This window comes from Devosia epidermidihirudinis (assembly GCF_000971295.1).
Taxonomy (GTDB): domain Bacteria; phylum Pseudomonadota; class Alphaproteobacteria; order Rhizobiales; family Devosiaceae; genus Devosia; species Devosia epidermidihirudinis.
Genome location: NZ_LANJ01000022.1, coordinates 1 through 13,608, shown reverse-complemented (window position 1 = coordinate 13,608; position 13,608 = coordinate 1). Strand labels below are relative to the sequence as shown.

The following is a 13,608-nucleotide window of genomic DNA, read 5'->3' as shown; positions in this document are numbered from 1 at the left end:
TACGGTACGCATTTCCATTGATCCTCTTCTAGAATGGGTCTAATAAAGCTCAACAGCGCCCGTCCAAGTCGGCGCATCGACGTCTGAGGAACATATCATGCCTGCATATCGCTCAAGGACCACAACCCATGGTCGCAACATGGCCGGCGCACGCGGTCTTTGGCGCGCCACAGGCATGAAGGACGGCGATTTCGGCAAGCCCATTATCGCGGTCGTCAACTCGTTCACCCAGTTCGTGCCCGGCCACGTCCATTTGAAGGATCTCGGCCAGCTCGTGGCCCGCGAGATCGAGGCTGCAGGCGGCGTCGCCAAGGAATTCAACACCATCGCGGTCGATGACGGCATCGCCATGGGCCACGACGGCATGCTCTATTCCCTGCCCAGCCGCGACCTGATCGCCGACTCGGTGGAGTACATGGTCAATGCGCACTGCGCCGACGCCATGGTCTGCATTTCCAACTGCGACAAAATCACCCCCGGCATGCTCAACGCCGCCATGCGCATCAACATCCCCGTGGTGTTCGTGTCGGGTGGCCCGATGGAAGCCGGCAAGGCCATGCTCAAGGGCAAGCTGCAGGCGCTCGATCTGGTTGACGCCATGGTGATGGCCGCTGACGACAGCTATAGCGACGAGGAAGTGCAGGCTGTTGAAGAAGCCGCCTGCCCCACCTGCGGCTCGTGCTCGGGCATGTTCACTGCCAATTCGATGAACTGCCTCACCGAAGCCCTGGGCCTTTCCCTGCCCGGCAATGGCTCGACCCTGGCCACCCACTCCGACCGCAAGCGCCTGTTCCAGGAAGCTGGCCACCTGATCGTTGATCTTGCCAAGCGCTGGTACGAGCAGGACGACGCCTCGGTGCTGCCGCGCTCCATCGCCACCAAGGCCGCCTTCGAAAACGCCATGGCCCTCGATATCTCCATGGGCGGCTCGACCAATACCGTGCTGCACATCCTGGCCGCTGCCCATGAAGGCGGCGTCGACTTCACCATGGACGACATCAACCGGCTGAGCCTGAAGGTTCCGGTGTTGTCTAAAGTGGCCCCTGCCAAGAACGACGTGCACATGGAAGACGTGCACCGCGCCGGCGGCATCTTCGCCATCCTCGGCCAGCTCGACCGCGCCGGTCTGATCAACCGCAGCGAACCCACGGTTCACGCGGCCACCATGGGCGACGCCATCGACAAGTGGGACATCTCCCGCACCAATTCAGAAAGCGTGCGCAATTTTTACATGGCGGCCCCCGGCGGCGTGCGCACCACACAGGCCTTTTCGCAGTCCAACCGCTGGGCCGAACTCGATCTCGACCGCCAGAACGGCGTCATCCGCTCCGCCGAAAACCCATTCTCCAAGGATGGCGGCCTCGCCGTACTCAAGGGCAATATCGCCATCGATGGCTGCATCGTGAAGACAGCTGGCGTTGATGACTCGATCCTCAAATTCACCGGCCCGGCCCGCGTGTTCGAGAGCCAGGACGATACCGTCAAGGCGATCCTGTCCAACCAAATCAAGGAAGGCGACGTGCTCGTCATCCGCTACGAAGGCCCCCGCGGCGGCCCCGGCATGCAGGAAATGCTCTATCCAACGAGCTACCTCAAGTCCAAGGGCCTCGGCAAAGCCTGTGCTCTCTTGACGGACGGCCGCTTCTCGGGCGGCACCTCGGGCCTGTCCATCGGCCACGTTTCTCCCGAAGCTGCCGAAGGCGGCACCATCGGCCTCGTCCGCGAAGGCGACACCATCGAGATCGACATCCCCAACCGCACCATCACCCTGCTGGTGACCGATGACGAACTCGTGCAGCGCCGCCACGACCAGGACGCCCTCGGTTGGAAACCCGCGCACCCGCGCAAGCGCAACGTCACCACCTCGCTCAAGGCCTACGCCGCCTTCGCCACCTCCGCCGCCCGCGGCGCTGTGCGCGATACCCAGGCAATCGACAAGCTCTGGAATTAATTGGCTGTTTCCCCTCCCGTCCCCTGAAAACGAGGGCGCGGGAGGGGAGGTCTTCTATATACCGGCAAACCATCGCCAACTTGCGACAAACGCGTGACAACCCCGTTGAGGGGTGCTAGACGGCCATCAGCTACCTGATGGTCTGCCAAGATTGTCTTGTGGTTAGGTTCGATAGCGGGGATTCCACCCTCCCTATCGAACCGACCTAAATCCCCACATTGATGGCACGAAAAAACCGACCACACTTGCGCGTGGCCGGCTGAAAATCGTTGTCTGACCCGATTAGCGCGCTTGGGTAGCAACTTTGTCGAGCGTGGCGAATTCGGCGTCACTCAGCTGGATCGCAGCGGCGGCGACATTGTCTTCGAGATGCTTGACCTTGCCGGTGCCGGGAATGGGCAACATGACCGGGCTGCGCTTCAGCATCCAGGCCAGCGCAATCTGGCTGGCCGAAGCCTCATGCTTGTCCATGATCGCCTTGAACTCGGCGCTGGTCAGTTCCAGGTTACCGCCGTCGATCGGGCGCCATGGAATGAAGCCGATACCATTGGCTTCGCAATAGTTCAGCACATCCTCGGCCTTGCGGCTGACCAGATTGTACATGTTCTGCACCGTGGTCACCTTGAAGTACTTGTTGGCTTCCTTGATGTCCTCGACGCTGACCTCACTGAGCCCGACATGGCGGATCAGCCCGTCCTGCTGCATCTGGGCGATGGCACCAAACTGATCGGCGCGTGGCGTCTTGGTTTCGATGCGATGGAGCTGCCAGAGATCGATCACCTCGAGCTTGAGGCGGCGCAGGCTCTGGATGGCGCCCTGACGCAGAAACTCGGGGCGGGCCAGCTGATGCCACTCATCGGGCCCGGTGCGGGTCAGCCCGCTCTTGGTGGCGATGATCGTGCCCTTGGAATAGGGCGCTAGCTCTTCCCCGATCAGCTCTTCGCTGACATAGGGGCCATAGCTTTCGGCCGTATCGATGAAATTGATCCCCAGCTCGGGAATGCGGCGCAGCGTGCGACGGGCCTCTGCCTCGTCTTCCGGCGGGCCCCAGATGCCCTTACCGGTGATGCGCATGGCACCAAACCCCAGTCGATTGACCGTCAAGTCGCCACCAATGGCAAACGTGCCCGAAAGGGCTGCGTCCAAAGTCGTCATGGGAAATTCTCCGCTCAATTGCGCCGAAACTGGCGCTCGGAATTAATTGTCGTCTGAAATGTCGGGCAGGGGCATGAACTCGACGCCCTCGTCCGCCAGCGCGAGCACTTCTTCGCGTGTCGCCTCGCCATAGATGCCGCGCGCCTCCACCTCTTCGAAGTGGATCTTGCGAGCTTCTTCGGCAAACTTGTCGCCGACATAATCGGCTTCGCTCGTCACCTTCTGCCGATAGGCCCGCAGCATTTCGCGGAACTTGATAGCGTCCGGGCTAATCGAGCTCACACTCTTGCGGGCGTGATCGGTGCGGGCCACAGCCGGCGCCATGGGCGCCTTTTCCACGTGGGCGTCCCCACACAGCGCACAGGTCACGATGCCGCGCGCCTGCTGTTCGTCAAACGCCGCAGCGTTCTTGAACCAGGCGTCGAACTGGTGGCCTCTAGCGCAATGGAGGGAGTATTGGATCACGGAAAAGTCTCAGGGGCCGTACAGCCAAAATATAGGGCCAAAGCCTCGCACTACAATGGCTGAGGCGGAGCAAAGTTTCGCGCATTGGCCAGCGCCGGGATACGTCCGCGCACCTCTTCGACCAGTCCGGCGGAAATATCGGCCAGCAGCACGCCCGGCTCGTCATGAGCCAGCTGCGCCACAATGCGTCCCCAGGGGTCGATGATGACCGAGTGGCCATAGGTCGCCCGCCCATTGGCGTGCGTGCCGCCCTGCGCCGCCGCAATGACATATGAACCGGTTTCAATCGCCCGCGCGCGCAACAGCACGTCCCAATGCGCCTGCCCTGTCGGCACGGTAAAGGCTGCCGGCACCGCGATCAGCGTTGCCCCAGAGCTGGCGAGGCTATTGAACAGCTTGGGAAAGCGCATGTCGTAGCAAATGGCAAAGCCCAACGTGAACTCGCCCAGCGGCGCTGTCACCGCGACATCGCCACCGCGATAGGTCGCGCTTTCCTTATAGGCATTGAGCCCGGCAATATCAGCGTCGAACAGGTGAATCTTGTCATAGGTGGCACAGATCGCCCCGTCGGGCCCGAACAGCACGCTGCGATTGGCAAAACGACCATCCTCGAGCGGCACGGCCAGCGAGCCGATATGGATGAAGATGCCGTATTGCCTCGCCAATTCGCCGATGCGGCGCAGCTGGGGATGGTCTTCGAACGGCGCGGCAACGCTGGCCAGCTGGTCCCGATTTTCCGGAAAGATCATGGTGACTTCAGGCGTCAGCACATAGCGGGCGCCCGCTGCGGCCGCTTCGGCGAGCATCGGCTCAAGCGCGGCAAGATTGGCCTCAGGATCGAGTCCGGAGCGCATCTGGATGGCAGCAATCTTCATGATCTCAGTCACCTAAAGCCATTTCGTCATTCCCGCACCAAACGTGAATGACGTGGCACAATTCATTGTGCGAGCAGCGGATCGAGCCCGCCCGCACGGTCGAGAGCGGCCATATCGTCATAGCCACCCACATGGGTCTCGCCGATAAAAATCTGCGGCACCGTGCGACGGCCCTGAGCGCGCTCAGTCATTGCGGCGCGCAGATCGGGATCCAGCACGGTGATCTCAGTGTAGTCAGCGCCCTTCTCATCGAGCAACGCCTTGGCAGCGTGGCAATAGGGGCAGCTTGGGGTCGTATAGATTTCGATCCTGGCCATCGGGCTTTTCTTCCAGACAAAAAGGGGAGCACTTCCAATTATATGGGTAAGTCGGCGCCAATGACAACGCGGGCAAAGCTAATCACGTCCACCGCCTCCACGCCGCCCTTGAGCAGAGCCCGCGTCACCGCCTTGGTCGTGGCGCCGGTGGTGTAGACATCGTCGACCAGCACAATCCGCCGCCCCCTGGCGCGTACCAGGAGATCAGGATGCGCTGCAAACGCCCCCGCCACATTGCGCTGTCGACCGTCGCCCGACAGCCCGACCTGCTGCCGCGTCTTGCGGGTGCGCCGCACGAGGGCAGGATCGACCTCAAGCCCAGTCAATCGCCCCAGGGCCGTCGCCAACTCCGCCGATTGATTGTAACGCCGCTCCCGCAGGCGCGCCGGATGTAGCGGCACCGGCACCAGCAGGGGACGATCCGCCCACAACTCATGGCCAGCCCCCGCCATCAGTCGCGCACAGAAATGGGCCAGTTCAGGCCGGTCACCATATTTGAGGCGCGACACCACTGAGCGGGCCATATCAGTATAGATCACCGCCGCCCGCGCCCGTGCAAAAGGCGGCGGATCGGCCAGCGCCTCGGCCGAAAGCGCGTCAGCCCCCAGATCCACCTCGAAGGGGAGGCCCATGACCGGACAAAGCGGCGCCGTGATCGGCCGCATCGCGGCAAAGCAGGTTGCACACAGCGTATCGGCAACCGAAGTCGGCGCGTCACAATGCAGGCATGTCGGCGGATAGAGCATATCCAGCACCGCGCCGCCAAGCACACGCGCACCAGCCAGCAGCCGGCGCGGCAAAGCCTGTGTTTTGACAGAAGCCTCTGCGCTCTTCATAAGGCAGCCATAGTGCCACGTCCCAAAACGGCCGCAAGACCATCATGAGCCAGCCCGCACCGATTTTCGACCGCGCCCTGATCGCGGCACATCTTGCCCGTCGTAGCGGCGAAACCGATTTTGTTATCGATCTCGTCTTGGCCGATCTTGAAGACCGCCTGATCACGCTGATCCGTGCCTTTCCCAAGGCCCTCATCATCGGGCCAGATCCCGAACGGCTCCCCGCCTTCGGCCTCACCGCACAAGGTCAGTTCGCCTTCGAACGCCTGCCCGCCTTTTCGCCCGATGACGAGCTGCCAGAGATTGCTGGGAGTGACTACAACCTGATCGTTTCGGTGCTGCACCTGCAGGCGGTCAATGACGTTCCCGGCTATCTGGCGCGCCTGCGCGCCCGCCTTGCCCCCGATGGCTTGCTGATGGTCGCGGCCCTCGGCGGCGACACGCTGACCGAACTGCGCGAGGCTTTCCTTGCCGCCGACGCCCTGGTACTGGGCGGCGCCTCCGCCCGCGTCGCCCCAATGATCCAGGTGCGCGACGCCGGAGCCCTGCTGCAGCGCGCCGGCCTTGCCCTGCCCGTCGCCGATGTCGAAACCCACATCGTGCGCTACAGCTCCCCCTTTGCACTCATGGCCGAACTCAAGGCCTTGGGCGCCGCCAATCCGTTGGTCGACCGCGCCAAGCGCTTTGCCACGCCCGCGCTGCTGTCTGCGGCCGCCAGCGCCTATATCGAGCGCGATGGCGACCCCGATGGCCGTGTCCGAGCCACACTGGAAATCATCTGGCTCTCCGGCTGGGCACCGCATGAAAGCCAGCAGCAACCTTTAAAACCCGGCAGCGCCAAGGTGCGGCTGGGCGATGTTCTCGGCAAGAGCTGATGCGGGCGCCCGCTGATCTGCCAGCCGACTTGCTCGACACCCTGGCCGAGGTTGCACGCCTCACCGCCGAGGCAAATGGTTCGTGGTGGATCTTCGGCGGCGCCGCCATGCGCCTATACGGCGCGAGAGACATCGTGCCCGCAGATGTCGATGTGCTGCTGGCGCCCGATGACGCCAAGACGATTCTGATCGCGGAAGGTATCGACCAGACCAGCGACGGCGGATCAGATCGCTTCCGCTCCCAGGTCTATGGCACCATTACCAAAGCGCCCCTGCCCATCGACATCCTCGGCGGCTTTCAAGTCTATCACGGGGCCGACTGGCGTCCTGTTCTGCTGAAGAGTATTGAGCGCATCATACTCCCCTTCGGCACCATTCAGGTGCCAACGCTCCCCGAACTTATCGCCACAACGCGCCAACTGGGCCGCCAGAAAGACTTTGATCGGGCACAGCAGCTGGAAGCCCTTCTTCCCCTCGCCTAAACTATCAGTCGTCACCCTCGGGCTGGACCCGAGGGCTCTCCACTTTGTGAGCCGCCCCGAAGTGCAGGCCCTCGGATCAAGCCCGAGGGTGACGATCTGTGGTTGTGGCGCTCCAGCTAGTGCAACACCACCGCGTCATTCCCGCGGAAGCGGGAATCCCCCTTCCCCGCGGCCACTCGCGCACGCTACCTTTTCCCAATTGGCCAGTTTGGAGGAGCAAGCCATGCACAAGGGATCATGCCTCTGCGGCGCCATCCATTTCACCGTCGAGGGAGACCTGCCTAAGGCCTCGGCCTGCCACTGTACCAAGTGCCGCAAACATACCGGCCACTACGAGGCCGGCATCGATGTGCCGAAGGCTGCCGTCGCCATTTCGGGCGAAGACAGGATCACCTGGTTTCAGTCTTCGGAAAAGGTCCGCCGTGGCTTCTGTTCGGTCTGCGGCTCGTCGCTATTCTTTGATCCCATCCATCTCGACTGGATCGGGCTGATGCTCGGTTCGTTCGATGGCCCGACCAACACCAGGATCGCGCTGCATATCTTTGTCGCGGACAAGGGCGACTATTACGATCTCAACGATGGCGTGCCGCAGAACCTGCAATAGCGGCGGCCAACTTCGCAGTAGACCTCATCCTGAGCCTGTCGAAGGACGAGGACGTGCCGCCCAGGCGCCCCCGCGCTCAACCTCTTGGTTCGACAAGCTCACCATGAGGTTTCCGAAGCGCGGCAAACAAAAAGGCCGGTGTCTCCACCGGCCTTCTCAAGTCTAACTGGCAAGCCCGCTTTAGGCGGCAGCTTCCTCGTCGCTTTCAGCGGCATCAGCCTTGCTGCGCTTTGGCGACTTGGCCAGGTTCTTTTCGATCAGCTGCACGGCTTCGGTCAGCGTCAGCTTGTTGACGGCACCGATTTCGCGGCTCATGCGATCCATGGCCTGTTCAAACAGCTGGCGTTCCGAATAGGACTGCTCAGGCTGCTCTTCGGAGCGATACAGGTCGCGCACGACTTCGGAGATGGCGATCAGGTCGCCCGAATTGATCTTGGCTTCATATTCCTGGGCGCGACGCGACCACATGGTGCGCTTGACGCGCGCACGGCCGGTAACAGTCGTCAGGGCCTGAGTGACCAGATCGTCTTCGGCGAGCTTGCGCATGCCAACCGACTTGATCTTTGCCACTGGGACGCGCAGAGTCAGTTTGTCCTGTTCGAAGCTGATGACGAACAACTCAAGGGTCAGGCCAGCGACTTCTTGTTCCTCGATCGAAACGATGACGCCGACGCCATGCGCCGGATAGACAACGTATTCGCCGGTCTTGAACCCCAGCCGCTGCTGTGACTTCTTGGCTACCATAGTCTTGGAACTCCTTGTTGACGCCCCAAATGGACAGTTCCCGGCGGGAAGGACCGTCCACTCCTACTCAATACTCGCCTGGTCAGAGGCGCTGTTTGCAGTGCGAAAACTCTCGGGCACCCGGGTCCGCTTTTCTCGGAATGCCTTGCCAACTAGCGATGGTGTCAAAAAAAATGTGCCTTACGGCACGGGCTGGGTGACGAGCTCTACTGCATATGGACAGACCATAGCACAAATATTCAGCAAAATCAAAAACTACGAATCAAACCCGCCTCAGCACGCCGTTGCGCGCGATTCAATGTGACGAGGATGTGGCTCGCAGTGCAAAATCCACTATCCACACGCTGTCCCCAGGCTTGTTCCAGGTCAGCGATTCGCCTTGCTGCTGCCGCAAAAAAGCAAACCCCGCCGACGCGGTCAGCGGGGTCGCAAAAACTCTTTGATGGGCTGGCGTCAGTCGCCTTCGCCGGCAGCTTCCGAAAAATACTTCTCCAGCTTGCCTTCTTCGCCGTCCAGCGCCTTGGCATCTGGCAGCGGATCGCGACGCTCGGTCAGGTTCGGCCAGATCGACGCATATTTGGTGTTCAGCTCCAGCCACTTGTCGAGACCGCTCTCGGTGTCGGGCTTGATAGCCTCGGCCGGGCATTCGGGCTCGCACACGCCACAGTCGATGCACTCGTCCGGATGAATCACCAGCATGTTCTCGCCTTCATAGAAGCAGTCGACGGGACACACTTCCACGCAATCGGTGTACTTACAGGCAATGCAATTGTCGGTGACGATATAGGTCATCTGTGCGGTAGTCCGGCGGAGGTCTCAACGGGACCGGTGCTAAACCGTTTTCTTGCCTGCTGCAAGGTTCGTCCAGGGTAGGTTTTATTCGGGGTTACCGGCAATTCCGGATCGCTTTTCCTGCAAACCTCAATGGCAGTTGAGGTTTTATCCCCGCTCAATCGTCGTCGCTGTCCCGTAAACGATCCGTGAGGCGGCGTTCTTTCTTGTTGGGGCGACCGGCCCCCTCCCCACGTGGCGCCACGGCAGCGTCATAGGGCGATTGTTCTGCTTTGGGCAAAACCGGGGGTGACAGATCCTGGTAGAGCATTGCCGCTTCGCTGGCGGGACCGCGCCGCACGCCGCAATCGAGAATGCGCCAGACCACCACCCGATTGTGCAGCATCATGGTGAGCACATCGCCCGCGCCGACCTTGAAGTCGGTCTTGTCCGTGCGGTCCGAATTCACCCGGACCGCACCCGTTTCGATAAACTTCTGTGCCAGCGTGCGCGACTTCAGCGCACGCGAAAAGAACAGGAACTTGTCGAGCCTTTCCTTGCGGACCGGGCCGGCGACAGGCTCTGCCAAGGCTTACTCGGCGCTCTTGGCGCGCAGGGCGGCAAGCTTGGCGAAGGGGCTGTCCGGATCGAACGCCTTTTCCTTGCGCTCCTCGCGTGGACGCTCGAATTTCGGGCGGTCATCGCGTGGCTTGTCGAACTTGCGGTTATCGTTGCGGCCGCGCTCTGGACGCGCCTGTGGGTTGAGGTGCTGGGCCTTGCTGAGGTCCTGCACTTCGCCCTCGGGGCGACGGTTGGCTGGCTTGGCGCGCTGGCGTTCGGGACGCTGACGGGCTTCCCCAGCTTCGCCTTCCGGACGACGGCGGTTTTCATGCCGCCTGTTGCCTTCACGCTTGCCGGCCGGCGACCAGATTTCGTCGAACTCTGGCTCGGCTGGAACAGCTGCGGCGGCAGCAGGCGCGGCCTCGACAATCGTCGTCGCCGGAATGTCGGCCTCAACGGCAGGTGCTGCGTCTTCGGCAACAGCCTCAACCGGCGTTTCCGCCGCAGCGTCAACGCTGGCCGGATTTTCTGCCAGAACTTCTTCCAACGCCGGTGCCTCGGCGCTCGCTTCAGCCACTGGCGCAGGCGCCGCAACCTTGGCCACGCGCTTGACGCGATAACCCAGCGAATTGAGGATCGAGGCGAAGTCTTCGCCCGAGCATCCCAGCAGCGAGGTCATTTCCACGGTGACGCGGAAACCATTGCCCTCGGCGGCACCGGCAGGCAGTTCGCCCTGGTGACGAGTTGGGTCCAGCGCGATCAGCGGACGGATGATGTCAGCCAGACGCTCAAGGATATCGATGCGCACGGCGCGCTTGCCGGCCACCTTGAAGCCCGCGATCTCATAAAGGCGCGTATCGACTTCCGGATCGACCAGGAACGAGGTGCGGCCGCTCAGAACGATATGCGGGATATCGGTCACGCCCGGCTGGCGGATGCCACCATGCTTGAGCGCAAACAGAATCAGCGCCAGTTCACGTGGAGCAGGCTTGAGGCTCAGCGGCAGGTAAAGGTGATAAGCGCCGAACTTGATGCCTAGCTTGCGCATCTTGCCGCGCACGTCCTGATCAAGGTTTTTCACCTCGTCAGCAACCTGCGCCCGTGGGATCAGACCCAAATGCTCGAACAGCTGATAGCCGATACCGCGCGCCGCGCCGTCTAGATCAGCCGGCGCCTCAAGCGCCATGATAGGCTCAAGCACGGTGTTGATGTGGTGGCGCAGCCAGAGGCTCAACCGATCCTGAACGCGTTCGAGATCGGTGCCGGTCAGCGTTTCGTCGGCCAAAAGCAGAATGCGCGGACGATACAGCGCATCGCCCTCGATCAGTTCGGCGACGATATCGCCCTTCCAGCGCAGGCGACCGTCGGTCGCCAGCACGAATTCTTCATTGGGCGCGCCAGCGAGGCGATCCGCCCGATTGTGAATTTCCGGCGCCACCACATGATCGGCTGCCGCGCGCAACCCCTTGGCGTCCATGTCGCCATCGGTGCGTGCAAGAGTGAAACGGAAGCCTTCAAGCGTGCCGATGAGATGGCCTTCCAGCCTTACTTCGCCACGCTCATTGATCTCGGGAGATGCCATTCGTTTGTCTTTCAGGTGGCGAAGCAACACGCTCGTGCGCCGGTCAACGAAGCGCTGGGTGAGCCTCTCGTGGAGCGCATCACTCAGCCGGTCTTCAATGTCTCGGGTCTTTTCGCGCCAATGTGAAGGGTCTGCAAGCCAGTTTTTGCGGTTAGCGACAAAGGTCCAAGTCCGGATCTGCTTGATCCGGTTGCTCAAAGTGTCAATGTCGCCGCTCGTATTGTCGCAAAAGCGTACCTGCTCGGCAATCCAATCGGCGTTAACAGCGCCATATCGTTTCAAATCTGAATAAATTCTGGTTACGATTTCGCCGTGGTTTGCAGGAGAAATTCCCTGATAATCAGGGATTTGGCAGCATTCCCAGAGCAGTCGCGCCCCATCCAGACCCCGCGCCAAAGCCCCTGCCTCATTGCGTGCGACGAACTCCAGGGCCCGCTGGTCGGTGGCAATCGGCACCCGTGTGAGGTTGCGCGTGTCGGGCGTCATCTCAAGGCTATTGAGCAAAGCCGGGATAGACGAGAAATCCAACCGATTGTTGCGCCATTGCAGCACTTTTATCGGTTCGAAGTCGTGCGTTTCGAGCGCGACGACCATTTCCTCGTCAAATCCTTCCGTCCCGCCGGTCACGCCGAAGGTGCCATTTCGGGCATGACGACCGGCACGACCGGCAATCTGACCGAGCTCGGCAGGTGTCAAAGGACGGCTGGTGTGACCATCGAACTTGCTGTCATCGGCAAAGGCCACGTGATGGATATCAAGGTTCAGCCCCATGCCGATGGCATCTGTGGCGACGAGAAAGTCCACATCGCCATTTTGATACAGCTCGACCTGCGCATTGCGCGTGCGTGGCGATAGCGCCCCCATCACCACGGCCGCGCCACCACGCTCGCGGCGGATCAGTTCGGCAATCGCGTAAACCTGTCGCGCCGAAAACGCGACGATGGCCGAGCGGCTCGGCTGGCGCGAGATTTTCTTGGACCCCGAATAGGTCAGCTGGGAAAACCGTGGCCGATCGACAATATCGGCATTGGGCAGCAGCTTGCGGATCAGCGGCGCCATGGTCGCCGCGCCGAGCAGCAGCGTTTCCTGCGTGCCCCGCGCATGCAGGATGCGATCGGTGAACACATGACCCCGGTCGAAGTCGGTCGCCACCTGGATTTCATCGATGGCGACGCAATCGACATGGATATCGGTGGGCATGGCCTCGACCGTGCACACCCAGTAGCGCGGCTTTGCCGGAACGATGCGCTCTTCGCCCGTCACCAGCGCCACGGCCTGTTCGCCGACACGCTCGACAATACGGGTATAGACCTCGCGCGCCAGCAAACGCAGCGGCAGGCCGATCATCCCGGAAGGATGGGCCAGCATACGCTCGATGGCAAAATACGTCTTGCCGGTATTGGTGGGGCCAAGGATCGCCTTGACCGACTGGTAGGGTGCAAACGCCATTGCGGGCATATGTAATGCGCCAATCTGACACTTGGTAGGGGGACCAGGCATTGTCCCGAAAAAGGACAGAACCAGCGACCCTTTTGCCACCCGATTAAGGCAGAGAACAAACCGGGCGCAAACCCGGCCCGAATCGGCGCGAATCGCCAAATCCGCCTTCGTTCTCTACCAGCGCTGGTGCGGTTTGGACGTCCATAACACTAGCGGACCGCCGGAATAGCCTTAGCACCCGCAATCCCCCGCAATTGTCTTCAGCTTCGTTACCGAAACGTGAATTTCGCCCCGATTCAAGCAGGTATGAAGCCTTAGTAAACCTCCGATGCACCACAATTATTTTCGCGTTGACGCCGAAGAGCCCGGAACCCGGCCCTCTCCCGCCAGAAATTGACAATAAACCGCGTTGACCGTCCCATTGCGGGACAAAGGTGGTGGGGATAAGGCGCTACCCCCAACACAACGTCATTCCCGCGCAAGCGGGAATCTCCCTTCCAAACGCAGGCACTCCCCCACCCACCAGCCGTCACCCTCGGGCTTGACCCGAGGGCCCTGCACTTGCTGAGCGTGCAGAAAGAACCCTCGGGTCAAGCCCGAGGGTGACGAGCGGTGTTTGGGGCACCACCACCCACAAAACCATCAGTCGACTTTCTCTCCCCCTTGTGGGCTTCGAGCCGTCCCAAAGGGCAAATCGCTCCGGTGGAGCGATTTGAGGGGAGAAGGCCATGAGAGCTACGCTCGAATGGCCGGGAAACGAGATAGGACTTAGCCCAGCTAAGTCCGTCCATCGAGCAGGGTGGGGGTATGCCGCCGCATACGAGATGGCGGTGTTGCTGGGCTGACCTCCATGGAAGGCGCGCCTGAGGATGACGCCGACGCCGCGCGCGCTCAGCTTGCGGAGATCAAGATCGGCCCGCTCGATTGCATGATCGCGCTCACCGCCAGCG

13 protein-coding genes are annotated in these 13,608 nt (G+C 61.6%); 4 read left to right on the top strand and 9 right to left on the bottom strand.

Going from position 1 to position 13,608, the window contains the following annotated elements:
• Nucleotides 1-97 precede the first annotated feature (97 nt).
• Nucleotides 98-1,951: a dihydroxy-acid dehydratase gene (gene ilvD, locus WH87_RS14200; protein ID WP_046137645.1), complete on the top strand. Its 1,854-nt coding sequence runs from the start codon at nucleotides 98-100 to the stop codon at nucleotides 1,949-1,951.
• 282 nt (nucleotides 1,952-2,233) lie between these two features.
• Here the strand turns inward: ilvD and WH87_RS14195 are convergent, their stop codons facing one another.
• From WH87_RS14195 to WH87_RS14175, 5 genes are all read right to left on the bottom strand, one after another.
• Entirely contained in the window at nucleotides 2,234-3,106 is an 873-nt protein-coding gene (locus WH87_RS14195) for an aldo/keto reductase (protein WP_046137644.1), read from the bottom strand.
• Between the two features lie 42 nt (nucleotides 3,107-3,148).
• Nucleotides 3,149-3,571 (bottom strand): DUF1178 family protein, encoded by a 423-nt coding sequence (locus tag WH87_RS14190; RefSeq protein WP_046137643.1) that lies wholly within the window; start codon nucleotides 3,569-3,571, stop codon nucleotides 3,149-3,151.
• A 50-nt stretch (nucleotides 3,572-3,621) separates the two neighbouring features.
• Nucleotides 3,622-4,446, bottom strand: a complete 825-nt coding sequence (locus tag WH87_RS14185) for a carbon-nitrogen hydrolase family protein (RefSeq protein WP_046137642.1) — start codon at nucleotides 4,444-4,446, stop codon at nucleotides 3,622-3,624.
• Nucleotides 4,447-4,508: 62 nt separating this feature from the next.
• Nucleotides 4,509-4,763, bottom strand: coding sequence for a glutaredoxin 3 (gene grxC / locus WH87_RS14180; protein ID WP_046137641.1), 255 nt, complete (start codon nucleotides 4,761-4,763; stop codon nucleotides 4,509-4,511).
• Nucleotides 4,764-4,801: 38 nt separating this feature from the next.
• On the bottom strand, nucleotides 4,802-5,599 hold the full coding sequence (locus WH87_RS14175; protein ID WP_046137640.1) for a ComF family protein: 798 nt from the start codon (nucleotides 5,597-5,599) through the stop codon (nucleotides 4,802-4,804).
• Between the two features lie 44 nt (nucleotides 5,600-5,643).
• On the opposite strand from WH87_RS14175, the gene WH87_RS14170 reads away from it, so the two are divergent.
• The 3 genes from WH87_RS14170 (at nucleotide 5,644) to WH87_RS14160 (ending at nucleotide 7,560) form a co-directional block, all read left to right on the top strand.
• Nucleotides 5,644-6,474: a hypothetical protein gene (locus WH87_RS14170; RefSeq protein WP_046137639.1), complete on the top strand. Its 831-nt coding sequence runs from the start codon at nucleotides 5,644-5,646 to the stop codon at nucleotides 6,472-6,474.
• Nucleotides 6,474-6,956, top strand: a complete 483-nt coding sequence (locus WH87_RS14165; protein ID WP_046137638.1) for a hypothetical protein — start codon at nucleotides 6,474-6,476, stop codon at nucleotides 6,954-6,956. Before WH87_RS14170 ends, WH87_RS14165 begins: the two co-directional genes overlap by 1 nt.
• 223 nt (nucleotides 6,957-7,179) lie before the next feature.
• Nucleotides 7,180-7,560 (top strand): GFA family protein, encoded by a 381-nt coding sequence (locus tag WH87_RS14160; RefSeq protein WP_046137637.1) that lies wholly within the window; start codon nucleotides 7,180-7,182, stop codon nucleotides 7,558-7,560.
• Nucleotides 7,561-7,740: 180 nt separating this feature from the next.
• On the opposite strand, the gene WH87_RS14155 is transcribed toward WH87_RS14160, so the two are convergent.
• The 4 genes from WH87_RS14155 to WH87_RS14140 form a co-directional block, all read right to left on the bottom strand.
• On the bottom strand, nucleotides 7,741-8,304 hold the full coding sequence (locus tag WH87_RS14155) for a CarD family transcriptional regulator (RefSeq protein ID WP_046137636.1): 564 nt from the start codon (nucleotides 8,302-8,304) through the stop codon (nucleotides 7,741-7,743).
• A gap of 453 nt (nucleotides 8,305-8,757) precedes the next feature.
• On the bottom strand, nucleotides 8,758-9,096 hold the full coding sequence (gene fdxA, locus WH87_RS14150) for a ferredoxin FdxA (protein WP_046137635.1): 339 nt from the start codon (nucleotides 9,094-9,096) through the stop codon (nucleotides 8,758-8,760).
• A gap of 157 nt (nucleotides 9,097-9,253) precedes the next feature.
• Nucleotides 9,254-9,664, bottom strand: a complete 411-nt coding sequence (locus tag WH87_RS14145; RefSeq protein WP_046137634.1) for an RNA-binding S4 domain-containing protein — start codon at nucleotides 9,662-9,664, stop codon at nucleotides 9,254-9,256.
• Nucleotides 9,665-9,667: 3 nt separating this feature from the next.
• Nucleotides 9,668-12,667, bottom strand: a complete 3,000-nt coding sequence (locus WH87_RS14140) for a helicase-related protein (RefSeq protein ID WP_046137633.1) — start codon at nucleotides 12,665-12,667, stop codon at nucleotides 9,668-9,670.
• Between the last annotated feature and the right edge of the window lie 941 nt (nucleotides 12,668-13,608).